Below are 22,234 nucleotides of genomic sequence, written 5' to 3' on the forward strand. Positions count from 1 at the left end.
CGCCTCAGGCAGGGCCTGAGCGCAACGCATAGCCCCGGCCGGCGTGGAACAGATACTCCACGCGCATGAACGCCGGGGCGTTTTCTTTTCGCAGGATATAACCGACGGCCTCGACCTCATCGCCGACGGCCGGTTGCGGCATGTCCCACTGCCTGACACGGAACAGCGGCGCCAGTTGCAGCGTCCATTCCAGCTCCCCCTTGGGCGGCGCCACCGCTCGGCGCAGGATGTCTGCGCCATCCACGCGAGAAGCCTGTTCCGGCAAGGCTCGCTCGTGCAGTTGAGCCGGCACCTGCAGGGCATCGGGGATCTCGATGGTCAGCATCGCGTGCGGGTTCTCCCACTTCACGGCCTTGATTTTGCCGCGCAGGAACACCGGCGTATCGACATCGAAACCGCTCCAGCCATGGTGCGCACGGACAAGCTGGGGGGCCAGTGCCGCGACGGCGGCGGTGAGTACGAAATTGCGTCGGTTCATCGTCATTCTCCGAAAGGTCGGACGACGCTGAGAGTGCGCTTATGTCGGCAGAGTTCAGACGTAGGCAATCATGCGCCCGCAGGCAATCACCGCCAGCCACAGCAGCAGCGAGACCACGAGCTGCAGCTTCGGCAGCGTGCCGTTCGCGCGCAAGCCACCGGCAGCGTGGAACAGCGCGGCATTGGTGCCGGCCAGCACGAGTACCAGCATCTTCAGGCGGAAGGCGGGATTGACGAGCAGATCAAAGGCGTCAGCCGCGAACAGCAGCAGACCGGAACAGGCTGCCACGCCGAAGCCGAACAGGCTCACCGGCAGCGCAAGCTGGGCCAGCGGGAACACCTCCAGCGCACGCCCCAGCCCAAGCAGGCGCAGCTCCAGCACCACCAGGCTGCCGAACAGCAACGCAATGCCGGTGATATGTACCGCTTCCAGCGCGGGGTAGGCCCACAAAGAACCCTTGAGCCACGTTCCCCACGCGTCGAACGGCGTTACGCTCACACCACGCCAGCGCCATGCGCCTGCTGGTCGGCCCAGTAGCTGGAACGCACCATCGGGCCGCAGGCAGCGTTGCGAAAGCCCATCTTCAAGGCTTCCGTCTCGTACATCTTGAAGGTATCCGGATGCACGTAACGCAGCACCGGCAGGTGGCCGGCCGAAGGCTGCAGATACTGACCGATGGTCAGCATGTCGACGTCGTGGGCGCGTAGATCGCGCATGACTTCGAGGATTTCCTCGTCGGTCTCGCCAAGCCCCACCATGAGGCCGGATTTGGTCAAAACGTCGGGCTTGCGCGCCTTGAACTCTTTGAGCAGCAGCAGCGAGTGCGCGTAATCCGAGCCGGGGCGGGCCTGCTTGTACAGGCGCGGCACGGTCTCGAGGTTGTGGTTCATCACGTCGGGCGGCGCCTGATCGAAGATCTCCAGCGCGACTTCCATGCGGCCGCGGAAATCCGGCACCAGCACTTCGATGGTGGTCTTTGGCGAGGCTTCACGGGTGGAGCGGATGCAGTCGACGAAGTGGGCAGCGCCGCCATCGCGCAGATCATCGCGGTCCACCGAGGTGATCACGACGTAGTTGAGACGCATCGCGGCAATGGTGTTGGCGAGGTCACGCGGCTCGTCGGCGTTGAGCGCTTCGGGCCGGCCGTGGCCGACATCACAGAACGGGCAACGCCGCGTGCAGATGTCGCCCATGATCATGAAGGTGGCGGTGCCCTTGCCGAAGCATTCGTGGATGTTCGGGCAAGACGCTTCCTCGCAGACGGTGTGCAGCTTGTGCTCGCGCAGCGTGGCCTTGATTTCGTTGAAGCGCTCGACTTCGGCGCCTGAGCCGAGACGGATACGGATCCAGTCCGGCTTCTTGAGGCGCTCGGCCGGCACGATCTTGATCGGGATGCGGGCGGTCTTGTCGGCGCCGCGCTGCTTGCGGGAGGTGGTTTCCATCGGGGTCTCTCGTGGGTTCCTCGGTTGCGGGGCAGACCCGGGTAGGGCGGCCCCGATCGCTGCGGCGGTAAGCCGCAATATCAGGCGGTCTGCTCCGGCAGGAGCCGATGCAGATGGGCCAACAGGCGGGCGCCGACCGCATCGAGGTCGTCGCGCACGCCGAAATCCGCCAGTTGCGTGGTCTTCAGGCCCTCGTAGCCGCAGGGGTTGATCCACGAGAACGGGGCCAGATCCATGGCTACGTTGAGCGACAGGCCATGATAGCTGCGCCCGTTGCGCACGCGAAGCCCGAGCGCGGCGATCTTGGCTCCCTGCACGTAGACGCCCGGCGCGCCGGCGACCCGTTGGGCCGCAATGTCGTACTCCGCGAGGCAGTCGATCAGCGCCTGTTCCATCACCGACACCAGCTGACGCACCTTGAGGCCGCGCCGCGTCAGATCGATCAGCAGGTAGGCCACGAGCTGGCCCGGGCCGTGATACGTGATCTGCCCCCCGCGGTCGGACTTGACCAGCGGAATGTCACTGGCGTGCAGCAGATGTTCGGGCTTGCCGGCCTGGCCCAAGGTATACACCGGAGGGTGTTCGACCAGCCAGATCTCGTCGGGGGTGTCGGCATCGCGTGCAGCGGTGAAGACTCGCATGGCCTCCAACCCCGCTTCGTAGTCGACACGGCCCGGACGTTTGACGAGCAGCGCCGGACGTGCGGCCAGCGCCAGGCTCACAGCACGACCTTGACCATGGCATGCGAGGACAGCTCGCGGTACAGCGCATCAAGCTGCTCCTGCGACACGGCACGCACGGTACAGGTCAACGCAAGGTAGTTGCCCTTGCTCGACGGACGCATCTCGACCGTCGCGGCGTCGAAGCCCGCGTCATGGCGCAACACGACATCGACCACCGCCTGCGCGAAGCCTTCGACCCGCGCGCCCATGATCTTGATCGGAAAATCGGTGGGGAATTCGATCAGCGTTTCGCGTGCGTCGCTCATGCAAGTTCTCCGCTGGCCTTGGCAAGCTGGTACCAGCCATGCAGTTTCATGGTCACCGGGCCGGGTCGCCCGCTTCCGACGGGCTGGCCGTCGAGCTGCGTGATCGGCAGCACTTCCTTGGTCGATGACGTCAGCCACAGTTCGTCGGCGCCGCGCACTTCGTCCTCGGATATCTCGCGCACTTCGACCGGCTGGCCATTCCTGCGCGCCAGATCCAGCACCACGTCGTAGGTGATGCCGGGCAGTATCAGACGGCTCTTGGGCGGCGCGAGCAACACTCCGTCGCGCACCACGAAGATGTTCGATGCGCTGCCCTCGGTCAGGAAGCCGTCTCGAAACAGCAGCGTCTCGGCACAGCCCTGCTCGACCGCCAGCTGGCGCAACAGGCAGTTCGCGAGCAAGGCGGTGGTCTTCATGTCGCAGCGCAGCCAGCGATTGTCGACGGCGCTGACCACGCTGACGCCGTTCTCCATCTGCTCGTCGGGCACTGGCGCAAGCGGGTCGGCCATCATGAAAACGGTGGGCGCAACGTCCACCGGAAAGGCGTGGTTGCGTACCGTATCGGCGCCGCGCGTAACCTGCACATAGATGGCCTGGTCGGGCCACGCATGGGCCTCGACGAGACGCTCGACCAGATCGGTCCATTCCGCAGCGGAGTACGGGTTGCTGATGCGCACACCAGTCAGTGAGCGCTCCAGCCGCGCGATGTGGGGCGCCAGCTGAAACGCCCGCTTGCCGTACACCGGGATGACTTCATACACGCCGTCGCCGAACAGGAAGCCACGGTCCATCGGCGAGATGCGGGCCTCGCTGCGCGGTACGAAGCCCCCGTTCAGAAAGCAGATGCTCACAGGCTCTTGATCCACAACACCAGCGCGTCCCACAGACGGCTGAAGAATCCGCCAATCTTGACCTCTTCGAGCGCCACCACGGGGTACTGGCCGAGTTCCTTGCCATCAGCCGTCAGCGTCAGAGTACCGATGGACTGACCGCGCTCGATCGGCGCCAACACCGGCTGGCTGCTCACCAGCGAGACTTCGATCCGATCGACCTGCCCCTTGGGCATGGACATCACGAAATCCTCGGCAAAGCCGACCGGCACGTCCTTGACTGCCCCCTTCCACACCTGGAAGCGCGACAACTCCTGACCGGCCTGATACAGACGCACGGTGTCGAAGAACTGGAAGCCATAGTTGAGCAGCTTGAGCGATTCCTGCGCACGCGCCGCTTCGGATTCGGTACCGAGCACAATGGAGATCAGGCGGCGCGGACCACGCACGGCCGACGACACCAGACAATAGCCGGCAGCGTCGGTAAAGCCCGTCTTCATGCCATCAACGGTTGAATCAAGCCACAGCAGGCGGTTGCGGTTGGGCTGAGTGATGTTGTTGTAGGTGTACTCGCGCGCTGAATAGATGCGATAGAACTCGGGGAAGTCACGGATCAGCGCGGAAGCCAGCAAGGCCAGATCATTGGCAGTGGTGTACAGCTCAGGGTCGGGCAGCCCGGATGAGTTGGCGAAGCGTGTGTTCTTCATGCCGAGCCGTTCGGCTTCGCGGTTCATCATGCTGACGAAGCCTTCCTCGGAACCGGCAATACGCTCGGCCAGCGCCACGCAGGCGTCGTTGCCCGACTGGATGATCATGCCGCGGATCAACTCTTCCACCGTCACCGGGCGATTGGGCTCGATGAACATGCGCGAGCCGGTCATGCGCCAGGCCTTCTCGGAGACCTGGACGGTATCCTCAAGCGCCAGATTGCCGGAACGGATCGTCTGAAAGGTGATGTAGGCCGTCATCAACTTGGTCAGCGAAGCCGGCTCGATACGCGCATCGGCATTGTGCGAAACCAGCGTCTGGCCAGTACCGTGGTCGATCAGCAACCACGCGTTGGCGGCGAGTCGAGGCGCCGGCGGAATCTGGGCAGAGGCGGCGAGGGGCAGGAGGGCGCAGAGCAGAGCAATGAGAAAACGCATGACGACTTGTGTGTGGAATCCGGAGAAGTGAAAAAAACGAAGGGCGACCGCATGGCCGCCAGCGAGGGGAAAGACCGCGCACGACGCGGCTTGGTTCAACGCATCACGAGGTAGGGCTGGACCTCCAGCAGGAGGACCATGCGCCCGGCCGTGCTGCGCGCCTCGGCGACCGAGGCGAACGGTCCGATCTGCAGGCGATAACGGCCATCTTCGTCGAGCAAATGCATCTGCTCGACCAGCAGGTCGAACTCCTCGCGCACACGCACCATCATGCGTGCCGCGTTGGCCGGCGTTTCAAATGAACCCAGCTGCAGGTAAGCCGCCGCAGCGCCGCCTTCGCTGGCGGGCGCGCGCGTAACCTTGATCTCCGGCGCAGAGGCGCTGGCCACCACGCTGCGAGCATTGTCATGACGCTCGCGATTCATCGCGGCAATGATCTCGGGCGTGAGCAGTTCGATATCCACCACTGCACTGCCGGCATTGATGTAATCCAGGCGGTTTGCGGCCGCGTACGAAAGATCGATCACACGGCTGCGCAGGAACGGCCCGCGATCATTCACACGCACGATCACCGAACGGCCATTGCTGATGTTGGTGACGCGCGCATAGCTTGGCAAGGGCAGCGTCGGGTGGGCCGCGGTCATCTTGTACATGTCGTACACCTCACCGATGGCCGTGAGCCGGCCATGGAACTTGCGCCCGTACCAACTGGCGTGACCACGTTCGCGGTACGGGTGCAGCGCGGTCATCGGCACAAAACGCTGACCCATGACGGTGTAGGGGCGCAAGGAGGGCGGGTAGATCGGCTCGATACGCGGCGCCGCATCGGGCAGCACATCAAGATCGGCCGGCAGCGTCGCATGCGGACCATCATCCAGATAGTAGCCACCGCCCTTCACCGTCGTCACCACGGTCGGCCGAGGCGCGGGATCGGGCGCCTTGTCAGCCTGCTGTACGGGCCGTGAACTACAAGCCACTAGCGCCACGGCCAGCAAAATAGCCAGCAGCGGTGAAGAAAGCGCGGAAAGAAAACGGTTCATGCTCATGCGGGTCGATCAATCCTTGGGCGTGCTGCGGCTACGCGCAACGCTCATGAGCATACCCATGCCGACACACAGTGTCACGAGCGCGGTGCCGCCATAACTGAGGAAAGGCAGCGGCACACCGACGACCGGAAGGATACCGCTGACCATGCCGATGTTCACGAAAGCATAGGTAAATACGATCATCGTCACGGCACCGGCCAACAGCCGAGCGCCGAGCATCGGGGCGCGTGAGGCAATGCGCAGACCGCGCAGCAGCAGCAACAGGTACAGCACCAGCAGTACCAACGCTCCGATCAGTCCGAACTCCTCGGCCAGCACAGCGAAGATGAAGTCGGTATGCCGCTCGGGGATGAAGGCCAGGTGCGTCTGCGTCCCATCCATCCAGCCCTTGCCCCACAAGCCGCCGGATCCGATGGCGATGGACGACTGGATGGTATGGAAGCCGCGCCCCAAGGGATCCTGGCTCGGATCGAGCAGCGTACATACGCGCTGCTTCTGGTACTCCTTGAGCACTTGCCAGTCGACGCCGGGCTGGCAAAGCTGATCTCCAAAGCCGACCAGCAGACCGATGCCGACGACACCGACGACAAACACCGGCACGATCAATTTCCAGCTCAAACCGGCGAAGAAGATGACATACAAGCCGGCGGCAGCCACCAGCAGGCTGGTTCCCAGGTCCGGCTGTACCACGATGAGGCCGAGCGGTATGGCCAGCAACACGGTTGCGACAACGTAATCGACGAGTCGGATGGCGCCTTCGCGCATGTGGAAATACCAGGCCAACATCAACGGCATGCCGATCTTCATGAGCTCGGAGGGCTGAATGCGAATGAACCCCAGGTCGAGCCATCGCCGCGCGCCCTTGGACATCTCGCCAAAGAACATCACGCCCAACAGCAACAGCACGCCGCCCAGATACAGAGGCACCGCCAGTGACAGCAGACGGTTGGCCGGCACTGCCGCCACCATCCACATCACACCGACGGCAATCAGCATATGCATGCGCAGCACCGGCAGACGCTCGGGCGAGGCACTGATCATGAGCACCCAGCCGTAGGCAAACAACAACGCCAACAAGATGCACAAGGCGGGGTCGAGCGGCCGCAGCACATTCCTCAGCAGCACCAGAGGATAGAAACGCCCGATCATTGTTCAAGCTCCTCGGCCAGCGCTTCATCCGTCTCGGCCGCCTCACTGGCAACCGGTCTGCCGAGGAGGTGGAAATCGAAGACCTTGCGTGCGACAGGCGCCGCCGACTGGGAACCGAAACCGCCGTTCTCGACCAGCACGGCAATCGCGATGGTGGGGTTTTCTGCCGGTGCAAAGCCGATGAACCATGAGTGGTCGCGCAAACGCTCGGCCACGTCCTTCTCGACGTATTTCTGGCCACGCAGCGAGTACACCTGCGCCGTGCCGGTCTTGCCGCCCGCATCATAGGGCGCATCGGCGAATACCGCCCGGGCGGTGCCGACCTTGGTGACATCAACCATGGCCTTGCGCACCGCCTCGGCATGCTCGCGCCGCAAGCGCATGGGCACGCTCGGCGGCGGCGTGGCGTCGACGATCTGCCCATCGCGCCCATCCACAACACGGCGCACCAGGTGCGGTACGCGCACTTCACCATGGTTGAGCAACACGGTCAGCGCGTGCGCCAGCTGGATCGGCGTGTAGGCGTTATAGCCCTGGCCGATGCCTACCGAGATCGTCTCGCCGCCATACCATTGCTGATGCTCACGCGTCTTGAAGCGCTCGCGCTTCCATTGCGGCGAAGGCAGGATGCCGGCCGCCTCACCGGGAATATCAACGCCGGTGCGCTTGCCGAAACCCAAGGGCGCCATGAAATCCGCAATGGCCTGGATACCCAGTTCGTTGGCCAGTTCGTAGTAGTAGGTATTGCACGAGTGCACCAGACTGGTGTGCAGGTCCACGCCCTGCTGGCATCTGGATTTGCGGTCGAGCATGCGATGCCCGAAGAAGCTGAACAGCCCCTGATTGTTGAAGCGTTGCTCGAGCGTGCGCTTGCCCGATGCCAGACCCGCCAGTGCCATGAAGGGCTTGAAGGTCGAGCCCGGCGGATAGGCGCTGTAGATGGCGCGGTTGAGCAGCGGATGGTCGGGCGAATCGGACAAGGCCCGCCAATCTGTCACCGAAATGCCGTCGATGAACAGGTTGGGGTCAAAACTCGGCGTCGATGCCAGTGCCAGTACACCGCCGGTCGCCGGCTCGATCGCCACCACTGCCCCGCGTCGCGCGCCGAGAGCCTGTTCGGCGGCCTGTTGCAAGCCCAGGTCCAGCGTCAGTTCAAGGTCGCTGCCGTTCACCGGCGGCGTGCGCGCCAACAAGCGTACCGCCCGTCCGGAAGCATTGATTTCGACCTGCTCGACGCCGGTCGTACCATGCAGTTCGCGCTCATAGCGCAGTTCCAGGCCACTCTTGCCGGTGTATTCCGAGCCCCGATAGTTGGCCAGCTCGCCATTTTCTTCGATGCGTTGCACATCACGCTCGTTGATCTGACCGATGTAGCCGATGATGTGCGCGGCCGATTCGCCATGCGGATAGTTTCGATACAGCCGCGCTTTCACCTCGACGCCCGGCAGGCGGTACAGCCGTGCCGCCACGCGCGCCACCTCCTCGTCGTCGAGATGGGTGCGGATCGGCACGCTGTCGAAATACTTCGATTCGGTCAGCAGTCGGCGAAAGCGCCGGCGGTCGCGCTCCTCGAAGGGCAGAACCTCGGCCAGCACGTCGAGCGTGCGGTCGATGTCGCGGACCTGTGCCGGATTGATCTCGACCGTCCACGCCGAATAGTTGCGGGCCAGGGCCTCGCCGTGGCGGTCGAAGATCACACCGCGGTTCGGCGGCACCGGCAACACGGCGATGCGATTGCCTTCTGCGCGGGAATGGAAGTAGTCGTACTGCTCGACCTGCAGGTGATACAGGCGGTAGGCCAACAGCGCGAAGCAGACCATTACGAACAGGCCGGCCGCCACCGCACGGCGCCGGAAGTACAGCCGGACCAGCACGGGGTTATGAAACTCGTTCATTCCCCTGCGTCGCCCACGGGCTGCGTGCGGGCTTCGCCGCGGCGGTCAGATGGGGCGATTCTCGTCACGATCCACCGGCTGATATTGAGGCAGCAACAGCAACAGGCCCAGCGGCCCCCACAGCAGCGCGCCGCTGAAACTGGAAATGAAATAGCTCCAGCCGGGGAACTCGGCCCCGGCCAGCAAACGCACCGCCACCATGATCGCCTGTGCCAGCAGCAGCATCGGCAACACATGCAGCGACTGCTGCGCGGTGCCGAACCACAGCACGCGACGCGATAACGACGTGGCGAGATAGGCCATCGCGACATAGGCCAGCGCATGCTGACCCATTGCCGCTCCCTGCCCGATATCGACCAAAAGGCCGAAGAAGAAGGCCGTAGTCATGCCCACGCGGCGGCGCTCGCGGATGCACCAGAACACCAGCACAAGGGCCATCCAGTCGGGCAGGCCGGGAAGCCGGCCGGTCGGCACGTAGTTCAGGGCCAGCGCCGCGAACAGGCTGAACCAGATGAACCATGTCTTGGCCGGCTGCAGGATGCGATTGGATCGATGGGTGGGATGCATCTTATTCGACCGGACTCGTTGCCGCAGGTGCATGCAGCGGGAGCGCCTGCGACCGGTCCGGACGACCGGGACGCGGCTCTTCCGGACCGAGCACGAGCACTTGAACAGCACGTTCGACGCGCGCCACCGGCTCGCAGACCACACGCAGGTGCGGAGAATTATCCGCAAAAACCTCGGTCACGGTCGCCACCGGCAAGCCCGCGACGAACAGGCCATCGAGGCCGGACGTCACGATCCGGTCGCCGGGCTGGATGTCGCTGCCGACTGGCACAAAGCGCATCTCCACGCCGCCGTCGCCGGACCCAGACAGGATGCCGCGCATGCCACTGCGCTCGAGCCTGACCGGGACAACCTGCTCACGGTCGGTCAACAGCGTGACCTCCGACTGAACCGGATAGACCCGGCTGACCTGTCCGATCAAGCCACGCGCATCAACCACGGCCAGGCCGGCACGCACCCCGTGGTGGTTCCCCTTGTCGAGAATCACCTTGCGCGAAAACGGGTCCGCCGCGTCGTACAGCACTTCGGCGCCGACCCCGCGCAGGGCGACGGCCTGCGACAGCCCTGCCAGCTGGCGCAGTTCGGCGTTCTCGTATTCCAGCTGCCCGAAGCGCAGCAGACGCTGCGCCGACTCGACCTGATTGCGACGCAATTCGGCGTTTTCGAGCTGGACATCGACGAGCGTCGCGAAATACACGGCCGCATTGCGCGCGAAATCGACCGGCGCGGCGGCAATGCGTTGGATGGGGTGGATGACTACGGTAGCGACCTGACGCACGAACTCGAGGTAGCCGAATCGAAGATCGGCGACGAGCATGGCAATGCAGATTGCACTGAGGATGAACAAGCGGACCCGCGGCGCGAGTCCGTGATGAAAGATGGGCGGCGGCGAGTGTCCTGCCAGCGACATATCAGCGTATTGGCAACGGAGCCGGTGACCTTGTGGGCATCGGCTCCGTCCGTATTACTCGGATGAGAAGATGGAACCGAGTGTGTCCATCTTCTCCAGCGCCATGCCGCAACCGCGCGCGACGCAGGTCAGCGGCTCTTCAGCGATGATCACCGGAAGGCCGGTTTCTTCCATCAGCAGACGGTCCAGATCGGTCAGCAGCGCACCGCCACCGGTCAGCACCAGCCCGCGTTCGGCAATGTCCGCGCCGAGTTCTGGCGGGGTCTGTTCGAGCGCGATCTTGACCGCCGAAACGATGTTGTTGAGCGGCTCGGTGACCGCTTCGAGCACTTCGTTGCTCGACACCGTGAAGCTGCGCGGAATGCCTTCGGCCAGGTTGCGGCCCTTGACTTCCATCTCGCGCACCTCGGAGCCCGGAAAGGCCGAGCCGATGGTCTTCTTGATGTTTTCCGCCGTGGTGTCGCCGATCAACATGCCGTAGTTGCGGCGGATGTAGTTGATGATGGCTTCGTCGAACTTGTCGCCACCGACACGCACCGAACCGCTGTACACCATGCCGCCGAGCGAGATCACGCCGACCTCGGTGGTGCCGCCGCCGATATCGACCACCATCGAGCCGGTGGCCTCGGACACCGGCAGGCCGGCGCCGATTGCCGCAGCCATCGGCTCCTCGATCAGGAACACCTGGCTTGCGCCGGCCGCGAGAGCGGCGTCGCGGATCGCCCGGCGCTCGACCTGGGTCGAGCCGCAAGGCACGCAGATGATGATGCGCGGGCTCGGCGAGAACATGCGCGACTCGTGCACCTTCTTGATGAACTGTTTGATCATCTGCTCGGTGACGACAAAGTCGGCAATCACGCCATCCTTCATCGGCCGGATCGCCGTGATGTTGCCGGGCGTCTTGCCCAGCATCAGCTTGGCAGCCGCGCCGACCGCCTGGATCGTGCGCTTGGCGTTGGGGCCACCTTCGGTGCGGATCGCGACAACGGAAGGTTCGTCGAGGACGATGCCCTTGCCGCGGACGTAAATCAGCGTATTTGCCGTACCGAGGTCGATTGCCAGATCGCTGGAAAGATAGGAACGCAGAAGACCGAACATTGAGGGTTCCGTAACCGATGCAAGAGGACGCAAGAAACGCGCCGATCAGCGCCACACCCAAGCGGGATAAGGGCGAAAGCCGGTATGATACTCTACAATTTCTTGCGGTTTGAAAAGCTAAACCATTTCATCTCATGTCTCTTTCGCTCGAAGATATCCACAACATCGCCACGCTGGCTCGCATTGAGCTCCGGGGCAATGATGCCGAAGCCACCCAAGGCAAGCTCAACAGCATATTCGGGCTGATCGAACAGATGCAGGCGGTGGACACCGACGGTGTCGAGCCGATGAGCCATCCGCAAGACTGCGGACAGCGCCTGCGCGACGACCGTGTCACCGAAACCGACCGCCGCGACGCCTTCCAGCATATCGCGCCGCAGACCGAGGCCGGCTTGTATCTCGTGCCCAAGGTCATCGAATAATCCGCGCCCCGCGCACACCGCCGCCACCATGATTCACGCCAGCCTCGCAGAACTGCGCGCCGCCCTCGACGCGCGCAAGATCTCCAGCGTCGAACTCACGACGCTGTTCCTCGACCGCATCGAACGCCTCGACGGCGAGCTCAACGCCTTCGTCACCGTTGATCGCGCAGGTGCGCTGCGCGATGCGGCCGCCGCAGATGCCGCGATTGCTGCCGGCACGGCCGGCCCGCTCACCGGCATTCCGCTCGCCCACAAGGACGTGTTCTGCACCGAAGGCGTGCTGACCACCTGCGGCTCGAAAATGCTCGCCAACTTCGTCAGCCCCTACGACGCGCACGTCGTCACCAAGCTGCGTGAAGCGGGCGTGGTGATGCTCGGCAAGACCAATATGGATGAGTTCGCGATGGGCTCGTCCAACGAGAACTCCTACTTCGGCGCCACCCGCAACCCGTGGGATGTGTCGCGCATTCCCGGTGGCTCGTCGGGCGGTTCGGCCGCTGCCGTGGCCGCGCGTCTGGCGCCGTTCGCCACCGGCACCGACACCGGCGGCTCGGTACGCCAGCCGGCGGCCATGACCGGCGTGACCGGCATCAAGCCCACCTACGGTACCTGCAGCCGCTACGGCATGATCGCCTACGCCTCGTCCTTCGATCAGGCCGGCGTGTTCGCTGCCTCGGCCGAAGACTGCGCGCTGGTGCTTACCGCCATGGCCGGCTTTGACGAACGCGATTCGACCAGCCTCGATCGCCCGGCCGAGGACTATTCGCGGGACATCCGCGCGAACAAACCTCTGGCCGGCCTGCGCATCGGCCTGCCGCGCGAGTTCTTCGGCGAGGGCATGGCCGACGACGTGCGCGCCGCCGTCGAAGCCGCCGTCGAACAGTATCGCGCGCTGGGCGCGACCACGGTCGAGGTGGGCCTGCCCAATGCAAAACTGTCTATCCCCGCTTACTACGTGCTCGCCCCGGCCGAAGCTTCGAGCAATCTTTCACGCTTTGACGGCGTTCGCTATGGCCATCGCGCCGCCGAGTACGGCGACCTCGACGACATGTACCGCAAGAGCCGCGCCGAGGGCTTCGGCGACGAGGTCAAACGGCGCATCCTGGTCGGCGCCTATGTGCTGTCTCACGGTTATTACGATGCCTACTACCTGAAGGCACAGAAGCTGCGCCGCCTGATCGCCAACGACTTTGCCGCGGCCTTTGAGGCCTGCGACGTCATCGCCGGCCCGGTCAGCCCGACCACCGCCTGGAAGATCGGCGAGAAGACCGACGACCCGGTGCAGATGTACCTGTCCGACATCTTCACGCTGGCCGTCAACCTCGCCGGCCTGCCCGGTCTGTCGCTGCCCTGCGGTTTCGGCGCCGGCCAGCTGCCGGTCGGCCTGCAACTGATCGGCAACCATTTCGACGAAGCCCGCCTGCTCAACGTGGCGCACCGCTACCAGCAGGTCACCGACTGGCACCAGCGTCGGCCCGCCCTCGCGGACTGAGAGATACACACCATGAGCAGAAACGATTGGGAAGTGGTCATCGGACTGGAAGTCCATGCCCAGCTCACCACCGCCTCCAAGATCTTCTCCGGCGCCTCGACCGCTTTCGGCGCCGAGCCCAACCGCCAAGCCAGCGCCGTCGACATCGCGCTGCCCGGCGTGCTGCCAGTGCTCAACTGCGGCGCGGTCGAACGCGCCATCCGCTTCGGTCTGGCCATCGGTGCGCACGTCTCGCCGAAGAGCGTGTTCGCGCGCAAGAACTACTTCTACCCGGATCTCCCGAAGGGCTACCAGATTAGCCAGATGGATCTGCCGGTGGTGCAGGGCGGCGCGATCACGATCCGTGTCGGCGAAGGTGACAAGGCTTACGAGAAGACGGTGAACCTCACCCGTGCGCACCTTGAAGAGGACGCCGGCAAGAGCCTGCACGAAGACTTCCACGGCATGAGCGGCATCGATCTGAACCGCGCCGGCACGCCGCTACTGGAAATCGTTTCCGAACCGGAAATGAGCTCGTCGGCCGAAGCGGTGGCCTATGCCCGCAGCTTGCACGCACTGGTGCGCTGGATCGAAATCTGCGACGGCAACATGCAGGAAGGCTCCTTCCGCTGCGATGCCAACGTGTCGGTACGTCGCCCCGGTGCTCCGCTCGGCACGCGTCGCGAGATCAAGAACCTGAACTCCTTCCGCTTTCTGCAACAGGCCATCGACTACGAAATCCAGTGGCAGATCGAACGCATCGAAGACGGCGGCACCATCCAGCAGGCCACCGTGCTGTTCGACCCCGATACCGGCGAAACGCGCGTCATGCGCACCAAGGAAGACGCGCACGACTACCGCTACTTCCCCGACCCCGACCTGCTGCCATTGCTGATCTCACAGCAATGGATGGATGACGTCGGCGCGGCCATGCCGGAATTGCCCGAGGCGATGAAGGCGCGCTTCATCGCGCAGTTCGGCCTGTCGCCCTACGACGCCGCCACGCTCACCGCCTCGCGCGAAGTCGCGGCCTTCTTCCAGGCCACGGTCGACGCAGCTGGTACCGCCAACGCCAAGACCTGCGCCAACTGGGTCATGGGGGATCTGGCCGCGCGGCTCAACAAGGCGGATTTGGACATCACCGAGTCACCGGTCTCCGCGCTGCAGATCGCCGGGTTGGTGCAACGCATCGCCGACAACACAATCTCTAACAGCATCGGCAAGAAGGTCTTCGATACGCTTTGGAACGGCGAAGGCAGCTCTGCCGACGAGATCATCGAGGCGCAGGGCCTGAAGCAAGTCACCGACTCGGGCGCCATCGAAGCCATCGTCGACGAGGTGCTGGCCGCCAACCAGAAATCGGTTGAGGAATTCCGCGCGGGCAAGGACAAGGCCTTCAACGCACTGGTCGGGCAAGTCATGAAAGCCAGCCGCGGCAAGGCCAATCCGGCGCAGGTCAATGAAGTCCTGAGGCGCAAGCTCGGCGCCTGAGGCACCCAAGGAGCACAACGCCATGCAACGCATTCTCGCCCTGTCGCTCGTCGCCGCCGCAGGCGCGGCGCTGGCCAACCCGGTACCGCCGAACATGCCCAAGCCCAACGCCGGGCTGTGGGAGATGAAGACCGCTGTCGCCGAAATGGGCGGCATGACCATGACCTTCGAAAGCTGCATGGGCGGCAGTGTCGAAGAGCTGTTGCAGCGTCCCGAGGTCGAGAACGCCGACTGCTCCGACATGAAGATCGACTATGCCGGCAACCGCATGACGGCGCGCGCCACCTGCACCATCGAAGGCTCGCGTGCCGAAATCGTGTCGGAATTCACCGGCGACTTCCGCCGCGCCTACCGTGGCCAGGTGCGCTCCAGCTACACGCCACCCTTGCACGGCATGCAGCAAACCACGGCAACCGTCGAGGGCCGCTGGATGGCGCCGAACTGCCTGCCAGGGCAGCAGCCTGGCGACTCGCGCATGAAGGGCGGCGTTAATGTTCCCGGCCTCGGCAACATCGATCTCAACGAGATGATGAAGAACATGCCGGGCATGACTCGCTGAAGCCATTCGAGCCGGCTGTTTGCGTCAGGTCAATAATCAAGCTCTAATTTAAGTGCATTCTGATGTGGTCGCTCACCACGCACCGCCCGTGTGGCGGAAGAATGCATGTCCACACTCATCCAGCTCGTCGAAGCCCTCGGCGACCAGTACGCACTGGCGCTGGGCGGGCTCGTGGTCGGCGCGCTGTTCGGCTTCTTTGCGCAGCGCAGCCGCTTCTGCCTGCGTGCCGCCGTCATCGACGTAGCGCGCGGCCGCTTCGGCGGCAAGCTTGCGGTATGGCTGTTCGCGTTCTCGGCGGCAGTCGTAACCACCCAGTTACTGGCGCTGATCGGGCAGTTCGACACGGCCAACGTGCGCCAGCTCGCCAGCCGCGGCAGCCTCTCTGGCGCGCTGATCGGCGGCCTGTTGTTCGGCGTCGGCATGATCCTGGCGCGCGGCTGCTCAAGCCGCCTGCTGGTACTGGCCGCCAACGGCAACCTGCGCGCCTTGCTGTCGGGCCTGATCTTCGCCGTCACGGCGCAAGCCTCGATGAAAGGCATCCTCGCGCCGGCACGCGAGACGCTCGGAAATCTCTGGACCATTGAGGGCGGCCACGCCCGCGACCTGCTGGCGCTGACCGGCATGGGCAACGGCGGCGGGCTGCTGTTCGGGCTGGTGTGGCTCGCCGCCGGGGTGTTCTTTGCGCTGCGTGCACGCATTCCGCCATGGGGCTGGGTCGGTGGCCTCGGCACCGGGGTCATGGTGGCCGTGGCCTGGTGGTACAACTTTGCACTGTCGCGGATCACTTTTGAGCCAACCGCGGTGCAGAGCCTTTCTTTCACCGGCCCGGCCGCAGACATGCTGATGCTGGTGCTGTCGCCACTCGGTCAGGCGTTGAATTTTGATCATGGCATGGTGCCAGGCGTGTTCCTGGGATCCTTCGTCGCGGCCTGGTTTGCACGCGAGCTCAAGCTTGAGGGATTCGATGGCGGCGCGGCCATGCGCCGCTACATCGCCGGGGCGCTGCTGATGGGCTTTGGCGGCATGCTTGCGGGCGGCTGTGCGGTGGGGGCGGGCGTGTCCGGCGCGGCGGTATTTGCGCTGACCGCTTGGGTCACGCTATGTGGCATGTGGGCTGGGGCCGCCCTGACGGACTGGCTGGTGGACCGCCGCGGCACAAGCGCGGCCCAAGCCTGAACAGCTGGTTCTACACCCTATAATCAGGGCTTCGAGCTATCGGATTCTTCGCCATGTGCCAGCTTCTCGGCATGAACTGCAACGTCCCGACGGACATCTGCTTCTCCTTTACCGGCTTTCGCGCGCGCGGCGGCCTGACCGATCATCATCGCGACGGCTGGGGCATCGCCTTCTTCGAGGGGCGTGGCGTACGCGTATTCCTCGATCCGAGGCCCAGCGTCGATTCGCCGGTGGCGGAACTGGTGCACCAGTATCCGATCCGCTCGCTCAACGTCATCTCGCACATTCGCAAGGCAACGCAGGGCGAGATCAGACTCGACAACACTCACCCCTTCCAGCGCGAGTTGTGGGGGCGCTACTGGATCTTTGCGCACAACGGCAATCTGCTCGACTACGCGCCGCAGCTGGGCGGGCGCTTTCTGCCGGTCGGCACGACCGACTCCGAGCGCGCCTTCTGCCACATCCTGCAAACGCTGTCCGAGCGATTCCCGGACGGGCCGCCGGACGCGCATGTACTGCATGCGACGCTGCGCGAGCTGGCGATTAGCATCGGCGCACACGGCGAGTTCAACTTTCTGCTGTCGAACGGCGAGCGTTTGTTTGCCCACTGTTCGAGCCGGCTCGCCTATGTCATCCGGCAGGCCCCGTTCCCTACCGCACACCTGTCCGACGAAGATGTGAGCGTGGATTTCAATCACGTCACCACGCCGCAAGACCGCGTCGCGGTGATCGCAACCCTGCCGCTGACCGACAACGAGACCTGGACGCTGATCCCTCCCGGCACGCTGATGGCGTTTGCACACGGCGAACCGGAAGAACTGGGAGAAATGCACACCGTGCCCCACGCAGGCTGAACCGACCGCCGCTTGGCTGTCACTATAATCAGCACACCATTCCTGCTTGGCGGCACCATGATCTGTCCACTCTGCGAGTCCGGCACGGAGCGCATCCTCTGGCGGAATGCGCACTGCCGTGTGATTGCCGTAACCGACCCGGACTACCCCGGCTTCTGTCGAGTCATCTGGAACGCGCACGTCGCCGAAATGAGCGATCTCCGACCCGAGGAGCGCGATCATCTGATGGACGTGGTGTTTGCCACAGAGTGCGTCCTGCGTGACGTACTCAAGCCGCACAAGATCAACCTCGCCAGCTTCGGCAATCAGGTGCCGCACCTGCACTGGCACGTGATTCCGCGCTATCTGGATGACCGCCACTTTCCGCAGCCGGTGTGGGCTCCGCCCGAGCGGCCTCCCGTCACACGTGGCGTACCCGATGATGCAGCGCTGGCGGCCGCGCTGGCGCTCGAACTTGGCAGTCTCCCGTCCCGGAGCGCGTGATGAGCCATCCCACTGCCGTCGAATGCCTCGCTGCCTTGCGCGACCTGCGCGGCAAGGACCCCGCTACGCTGCGCGACGAGCTGGATGCCATGCTCGACGCCGTACTCGCATCGGTTCCGCCCTCGCGCCGCCATCTTGATGTGCTCGAAACCCTGCGCGAGCCGCTTTCCCGCGCGCTGGCCACGCTGGCGCTGCGCTACTCCGGCCTGCCGGTTGCGCCCGACGCACCCGAGAACGACACCTTGCTCAAGGTCTGCTCGACCTGGAGCAAGATGGCCGAGGCCTATTCCGTCATCGCCCAGGACACCGCCCTAGGCAATTCGGAAACCACGCACACACTGCTCGCACAGCGCCGCACCGACTGCCACGCGCGGGCGGTGCTCGAATACATGCGTGCCCGACGTGTCACTGCGCCTGGCTTATGGACGGCACTGCACGAGAGCCTGGCCGATGCCGAGGCGCGCGGCCTGGCCTACACTCGCGCGCCCGACCCGCTCAACCCATGGCAGGCACAGAGCGCCGCGGAGGCACACACTGTGCTGCTGCTGGTCGACCTGTCGGCGCCGTTCAGCAGGTCACCGCGGGAGTTCGGCCAGATCTGGCATTGCGCCAGACATTTCGCCCCGTATTGCCGATTGCTCGAAGCGGACAGTGCCGCCGACGATGGCCGGCGCGCCGCCTATGGTCTGGATCTCCATGCCGATCACGGCTTGCGGCCGGTCGCGACCTTGACCAGCCTGAACGGCATCCGCCGCTTCGACAGCCTGCAGCTGGGGGATCAGTTCCGCGAGCTCACTTCACGCGTGCGCAAACGCCAGAGCGTTGCGGAACTCGGTCTGGATGCCTCGGTGGGGGTGGAGGAAGCCGTGCGACTGCTGTTGTCACTCTACCGACCGTGGGCGCGCGGCTCGATCGGGCGACGCTTCACCCGCCGTCCCGGTGGCGGCACAGCCGAACTCACCGGCGACTGGAAAGCCATCACCTTCTATATCGGGGGAAAGCCGTTCAGCCAGCCCAGCCTGCAAGGCGCCGCGCGCAGTGTGCGCAGCGACATGCGCCTGCTGACGCTGGGCGAGCGCGTTACCGATATCGCGGAAGATCAGCCCACAGCCGTGCAGCGCGCAGCCGAGCATCGCGGCTTCATCTGCACCCAGTGGGAGATTCTCGATCAGTCGCTGGGCGGCTTCCGGCTGCGCCGCAGCAGCAGTGCAGACCGGCTGGCACATCGCGAACTGATCGCCATCCGTCCGAGCGACACCAGAACCTTCATGCTGGGCACCGTAAGCTGGGTCATGTATCGCGAAGACGGCGCCCTGGATGCCGGCATCCAGTTGCTTGAAGGCGTCCCGAAGGTGATCGCCGTGCGTTCGGTCGGGCTGGGACACGGCCAGTACGATGTCAGTTTCCAGCCGGCCTTCCAGCTGTCCGAAACGCCGGCCATCAAATCCCCCGCCACGCTGGTACTGCCGGCCGGCTACTTTCAGCCTTTCCGTGTCATCGAGATGTTCGACGAAGGCTTGCACGGTTTCCGGCTGCTTGAGCTCATCAACCGCGGTGCCGACTTTGACCAGGCCACCTTCGAGGCCGTCAACGTCGCCGGGTGAGCCGCGAATCCGGGAAGCGCACGGCAAAGCGGCTGCCCTTGCCGGGCGTACTCTCGATGTGCAGTTCGGCACCCTGGCGTGACACGATGTGCTTGACGATCGCCAGGCCCAGACCCGTGCCGCCGGTTTCGCGAGAGCGCCCCTTGTCCACCCGGAAAAAGCGCTCGGTCAGCCGCGAGATGTGTTTCGGGTCGATACCGATGCCGTTATCCGAAACCGAGAATTCGCCGTGGCCCATGCCGCGACGCCAGCCGATGATGATGCGACCGCCGGCCGGGGTGTAGCGCACCGCATTGCTGGCGAGGTTGGCAAACGCCGAATGCAGTTCTTTCTGGCTGCCAAGCGCGACATCTCCCTCATCGCGCACATCCAGCTCGACGTCGATCTGATGCTTGCCGGCCGACAGCACGATGGCCTCTTGCGAGATGGTGCGCACCAGAGCACAGACGTCGACGCGCTCTTCGATCGGTGCCGGCGCGTCGGTTTCCAGCGCAGACAGGGTCAGCAGATCCTCGATCAACCGCTGCATGCGGGTGCTCTGGTCGAGCGCCATCTGCAGGAAGCGTTCGATGTCGCCGCGGTCCAGATCATCCAGCCCGTCATGCACCGTTTCCAGAAAGCCACCGACCACCGTCAAGGGCGTACGCAATTCGTGTGACACGTTGGCGATGAAGTCCTGGCGCATGGTCTCGAGCTTCTCGAGCTGCGTGATGTCGCGCGAGATCAACATCTTCTGTCCGCCACCGAAGGGCACGATCTGAATCTGCAAGCGCATGCCTGCCTTGCGCGGCGAGTGGATCAACAGCGGCTCGTCACGCAGCTCGGCCTCCATGTACGCAACCAGCTCAGGTGCGCGCACGATGCCGACCAGCGGCACGCCTACGTCCTGTTCCTGCGACAGCCCGAGATGCTGCTCGGCGCGCCGATTGAGCCATTCGATGGAGTCGCTGGCCGACAGGTATACGATGCCGTCGGGCATGGCCTCGCTGGCCGCACGGAAGCGGTCCAGCGTAGCGGTGTGACGCACACGCTCTTCCCGCCCGTCGCGCGCCCGGCACTCGAGCTCGTGAAACACCGGACGCCATGCGCCATGCCCTTCAGGCGCCGGCGCATCGTCGCGGCGACGCGCCCATTGCGCGAGGCGCTGCAGATTGCTTAGGTGATGATCCAGCAAACCGAGCAACACGAGGATGAATAGGCCGACGCCGAACCACATGCCGTAGGCGTAGCCGACGACGATGGACACCGCCGCGCAGGCCGAAATAAAGATCAGTGATCCGGTCCAGATCTTGTACATACTTGCCCGGGAATGAAGGACGGGCCCGCATCTGCGGGCCCGTCGATTATTACATGCAGCCGATTCAGGCCGCAGCGTCGAGCTGCGTGGAGAAGCGGTAGCCGCTGCCACGCACGGTCTGGATCAGCTGATCATGCCCGGTCGGCTCGAGCGCCGAACGCAGCCGCCGGATATGCACGTCCACCGTGCGCTCTTCGACAAAGACGTGGTCGCCCCACACCTGATCGAGCAGCTGAGTACGCGAATGCACACGTTCGGGGTGGGTCATCAGAAAGTGCAACAACCGAAACTCGGTCGGCCCCAGTGCCAGCCCCTGATCGTTGGCGCTGACGCGGTGCGCGATCGGGTCGAGTTTCAGACCGCCCATTTCCACCGGATCGTCGGTGGCTTGCGGCGCGCGACGGCGCAGCACTGCCTTGATGCGCGCGACCAGCTCGCGCGGCGAGAAGGGCTTGGTGATGTAGTCATCAGCACCGGTTTCGAGGCCCGTTACCTTGTCGGCCTCTTCGCCGCGCGCCGTAAGCATGATGATCGGCGTGGTGCGCGTCCGCTCATCGGCACGCAAGCGACGCGCCAGCTCCACACCGGACATGCCCGGCAGCATCCAGTCGAGCAGGACGAGGTCGGGCAAGGCCTCGCGCACCAGCCTTTGCGCCGCTTCGGCATCCGCGACACGGATCACGTTGTGACCGGCGCGCGTCAGATTGACGGCGATGAGTTCCTGAATCGCGGGTTCGTCCTCAACCAGGAGGATGTTTGCAGCCATGGTTTGCTCCATTTGTTCAGGCGCAGTCTATTGCAGAACCTTGAAGGTTTTGTGACAGGTCACGTAAGTCTGCGTCGCGACCGCTTCGGGTATGATTGGACCCTCCCCCACAGCTGCAGACGAGGCCCATCATGGCCGGACTCGACACCCGTACCCCGACCCCCACCGGCATCACCGTGCACCGTCAGTCGAAGACGCTCGAAATCGGCTTCAACGACGGCAAGGTGTTCCAGCTCCCCTTTGAATTCCTGCGTGTGCACTCGCCGTCGGCTGAAGTGCGCGGCCACGGGCCGGGGCAGGAGGTGCTGCAGGTCGGCAAGCGCAATGTGGCCATTGTGGCGGTGGACCCGGTCGGCAATTACGCCATCCGCCCGCGCTTTGACGATGGACACGACAGCGGCCTGTATTCGTGGGATTACCTTTACGACCTCGGCACCCGGCAGCACGAACTGTGGCAGGCCTATCTCGACAAGCTCGCGGCCGAAGGCGGCAGTCGCGATGTCGCCGCAGCGGACGCGCCTTCCTCGGGCGGCGGTGGCTGCGGTTCGCACAGGCACTGACAC

Annotated in this window: 24 protein-coding genes; 9 read left to right on the forward strand and 15 right to left on the reverse strand. The window is 64.5% G+C overall.

Translation table 11 applies throughout. From position 1 onward, the window contains the following. Window positions 1-4: 4 nt before the first annotated feature. The 13 genes from AC6H0N_RS04360 to AC6H0N_RS04420 all read right to left on the reverse strand — a co-directional run bounded on the left by AC6H0N_RS04360 (window position 5) and on the right by AC6H0N_RS04420 (window position 11,548). Window positions 5-478: a DUF6152 family protein gene (locus tag AC6H0N_RS04360; RefSeq protein ID WP_497572832.1), complete on the reverse strand. Its 474-nt coding sequence runs from the start codon at window positions 476-478 to the stop codon at window positions 5-7. Window positions 479-532: 54 nt separating this feature from the next. Then, window positions 533-976, reverse strand: a complete 444-nt coding sequence (locus AC6H0N_RS04365; protein WP_497572833.1) for a hypothetical protein — start codon at window positions 974-976, stop codon at window positions 533-535. After that, the gene (lipA, locus tag AC6H0N_RS04370; protein ID WP_497572834.1) at window positions 973-1,920 is read right to left on the reverse strand and encodes a lipoyl synthase; all 948 of its coding nucleotides are present in this window, start codon (window positions 1,918-1,920) and stop codon (window positions 973-975) included. Before lipA ends, AC6H0N_RS04365 begins: the two co-directional genes overlap by 4 nt. Window positions 1,921-2,000: 80 nt before the next feature. Further along, window positions 2,001-2,642: a lipoyl(octanoyl) transferase LipB gene (lipB, locus tag AC6H0N_RS04375; RefSeq protein WP_497572835.1), complete on the reverse strand. Its 642-nt coding sequence runs from the start codon at window positions 2,640-2,642 to the stop codon at window positions 2,001-2,003. After that, window positions 2,639-2,908: a YbeD family protein gene (locus AC6H0N_RS04380; RefSeq protein WP_497572836.1), complete on the reverse strand. Its 270-nt coding sequence runs from the start codon at window positions 2,906-2,908 to the stop codon at window positions 2,639-2,641. The genes lipB and AC6H0N_RS04380 overlap by 4 nt, the downstream gene beginning before the upstream one ends. Then, window positions 2,905-3,759: a D-amino acid aminotransferase gene (locus tag AC6H0N_RS04385; protein ID WP_497572837.1), complete on the reverse strand. Its 855-nt coding sequence runs from the start codon at window positions 3,757-3,759 to the stop codon at window positions 2,905-2,907. Before AC6H0N_RS04385 ends, AC6H0N_RS04380 begins: the two co-directional genes overlap by 4 nt. Then, window positions 3,756-4,883: a D-alanyl-D-alanine carboxypeptidase family protein gene (locus tag AC6H0N_RS04390; RefSeq protein ID WP_497572838.1), complete on the reverse strand. Its 1,128-nt coding sequence runs from the start codon at window positions 4,881-4,883 to the stop codon at window positions 3,756-3,758. Before AC6H0N_RS04390 ends, AC6H0N_RS04385 begins: the two co-directional genes overlap by 4 nt. A 95-nt stretch (window positions 4,884-4,978) precedes the next feature. Next, window positions 4,979-5,929 carry a septal ring lytic transglycosylase RlpA family protein gene (locus AC6H0N_RS04395; protein ID WP_497572839.1) on the reverse strand — a complete coding sequence of 317 codons (951 nt, stop codon included), beginning with the start codon at window positions 5,927-5,929 and terminating at the stop codon, window positions 4,979-4,981. Between the two features lie 9 nt (window positions 5,930-5,938). Beyond that, entirely contained in the window at window positions 5,939-7,078 is a 1,140-nt protein-coding gene (gene rodA, locus AC6H0N_RS04400; RefSeq protein ID WP_497572840.1) for a rod shape-determining protein RodA, read from the reverse strand. Beyond that, on the reverse strand, window positions 7,075-8,973 hold the full coding sequence (gene mrdA / locus AC6H0N_RS04405; RefSeq protein WP_497572841.1) for a penicillin-binding protein 2: 1,899 nt from the start codon (window positions 8,971-8,973) through the stop codon (window positions 7,075-7,077). The genes rodA and mrdA overlap by 4 nt, the downstream gene beginning before the upstream one ends. A 45-nt stretch (window positions 8,974-9,018) precedes the next feature. Then, complete coding sequence (gene mreD, locus AC6H0N_RS04410; protein WP_497572842.1) at window positions 9,019-9,540, reverse strand: rod shape-determining protein MreD; 522 nt, start codon at window positions 9,538-9,540, stop codon at window positions 9,019-9,021. Between the two features lies 1 nt (window position 9,541). Continuing rightward, entirely contained in the window at window positions 9,542-10,450 is a 909-nt protein-coding gene (gene mreC, locus AC6H0N_RS04415; protein ID WP_497572843.1) for a rod shape-determining protein MreC, read from the reverse strand. Between the two features lie 54 nt (window positions 10,451-10,504). Then, the gene (locus AC6H0N_RS04420) at window positions 10,505-11,548 is read right to left on the reverse strand and encodes a rod shape-determining protein (RefSeq protein ID WP_497572844.1); all 1,044 of its coding nucleotides are present in this window, start codon (window positions 11,546-11,548) and stop codon (window positions 10,505-10,507) included. A gap of 134 nt (window positions 11,549-11,682) precedes the next feature. Between AC6H0N_RS04420 and gatC the strand changes: the two genes are divergently transcribed. The 8 genes from gatC to AC6H0N_RS04460 all read left to right on the forward strand — a co-directional run bounded on the left by gatC (window position 11,683) and on the right by AC6H0N_RS04460 (window position 19,608). After that, complete coding sequence (gene gatC, locus AC6H0N_RS04425; RefSeq protein WP_497572845.1) at window positions 11,683-11,970, forward strand: Asp-tRNA(Asn)/Glu-tRNA(Gln) amidotransferase subunit GatC; 288 nt, start codon at window positions 11,683-11,685, stop codon at window positions 11,968-11,970. Window positions 11,971-11,998: 28 nt separating this feature from the next. Beyond that, window positions 11,999-13,462 carry an Asp-tRNA(Asn)/Glu-tRNA(Gln) amidotransferase subunit GatA gene (gene gatA, locus AC6H0N_RS04430; protein ID WP_497572846.1) on the forward strand — a complete coding sequence of 488 codons (1,464 nt, stop codon included), beginning with the start codon at window positions 11,999-12,001 and terminating at the stop codon, window positions 13,460-13,462. A gap of 12 nt (window positions 13,463-13,474) precedes the next feature. Next, the gene (gatB, locus tag AC6H0N_RS04435; protein ID WP_497572847.1) at window positions 13,475-14,932 is read left to right on the forward strand and encodes an Asp-tRNA(Asn)/Glu-tRNA(Gln) amidotransferase subunit GatB; all 1,458 of its coding nucleotides are present in this window, start codon (window positions 13,475-13,477) and stop codon (window positions 14,930-14,932) included. Window positions 14,933-14,954: 22 nt separating this feature from the next. Next, window positions 14,955-15,491, forward strand: coding sequence for a DUF3617 domain-containing protein (locus AC6H0N_RS04440; protein WP_497572848.1), 537 nt, complete (start codon window positions 14,955-14,957; stop codon window positions 15,489-15,491). Window positions 15,492-15,596: 105 nt separating this feature from the next. Next, a complete protein-coding gene (locus AC6H0N_RS04445) occupies window positions 15,597-16,667 on the forward strand; it encodes a YeeE/YedE family protein (protein WP_497572849.1) in 1,071 nt (356 codons plus the stop codon). A gap of 53 nt (window positions 16,668-16,720) precedes the next feature. Further along, window positions 16,721-17,521, forward strand: coding sequence for a class II glutamine amidotransferase (locus AC6H0N_RS04450; RefSeq protein ID WP_497572850.1), 801 nt, complete (start codon window positions 16,721-16,723; stop codon window positions 17,519-17,521). 57 nt (window positions 17,522-17,578) lie between these two features. Further along, entirely contained in the window at window positions 17,579-18,004 is a 426-nt protein-coding gene (locus AC6H0N_RS04455; protein ID WP_497572851.1) for an HIT family protein, read from the forward strand. Further along, entirely contained in the window at window positions 18,004-19,608 is a 1,605-nt protein-coding gene (locus AC6H0N_RS04460) for a cyclic-di-GMP receptor FimW-related protein (RefSeq protein WP_497572852.1), read from the forward strand. Before AC6H0N_RS04455 ends, AC6H0N_RS04460 begins: the two co-directional genes overlap by 1 nt. On the opposite strand, the gene phoR is transcribed toward AC6H0N_RS04460, so the two are convergent. Next, the gene (gene phoR / locus AC6H0N_RS04465; protein WP_497572853.1) at window positions 19,592-20,905 is read right to left on the reverse strand and encodes a phosphate regulon sensor histidine kinase PhoR; all 1,314 of its coding nucleotides are present in this window, start codon (window positions 20,903-20,905) and stop codon (window positions 19,592-19,594) included. The two genes, AC6H0N_RS04460 and phoR, sit on opposite strands and share 17 nt — an antisense overlap. A gap of 64 nt (window positions 20,906-20,969) precedes the next feature. Continuing rightward, complete coding sequence (gene phoB / locus AC6H0N_RS04470) at window positions 20,970-21,671, reverse strand: phosphate regulon transcriptional regulator PhoB (RefSeq protein ID WP_497572854.1); 702 nt, start codon at window positions 21,669-21,671, stop codon at window positions 20,970-20,972. A 131-nt stretch (window positions 21,672-21,802) separates the two neighbouring features. Here phoB and AC6H0N_RS04475 point away from each other — a divergent pair, with 131 nt between their 5' ends. Continuing rightward, window positions 21,803-22,231, forward strand: coding sequence for a gamma-butyrobetaine hydroxylase family protein (locus AC6H0N_RS04475; protein ID WP_497572855.1), 429 nt, complete (start codon window positions 21,803-21,805; stop codon window positions 22,229-22,231). The last annotated feature ends 3 nt before the right edge of the window (window positions 22,232-22,234 follow it).

This window comes from Pseudazoarcus sp. NS34, from assembly GCF_059703725.1.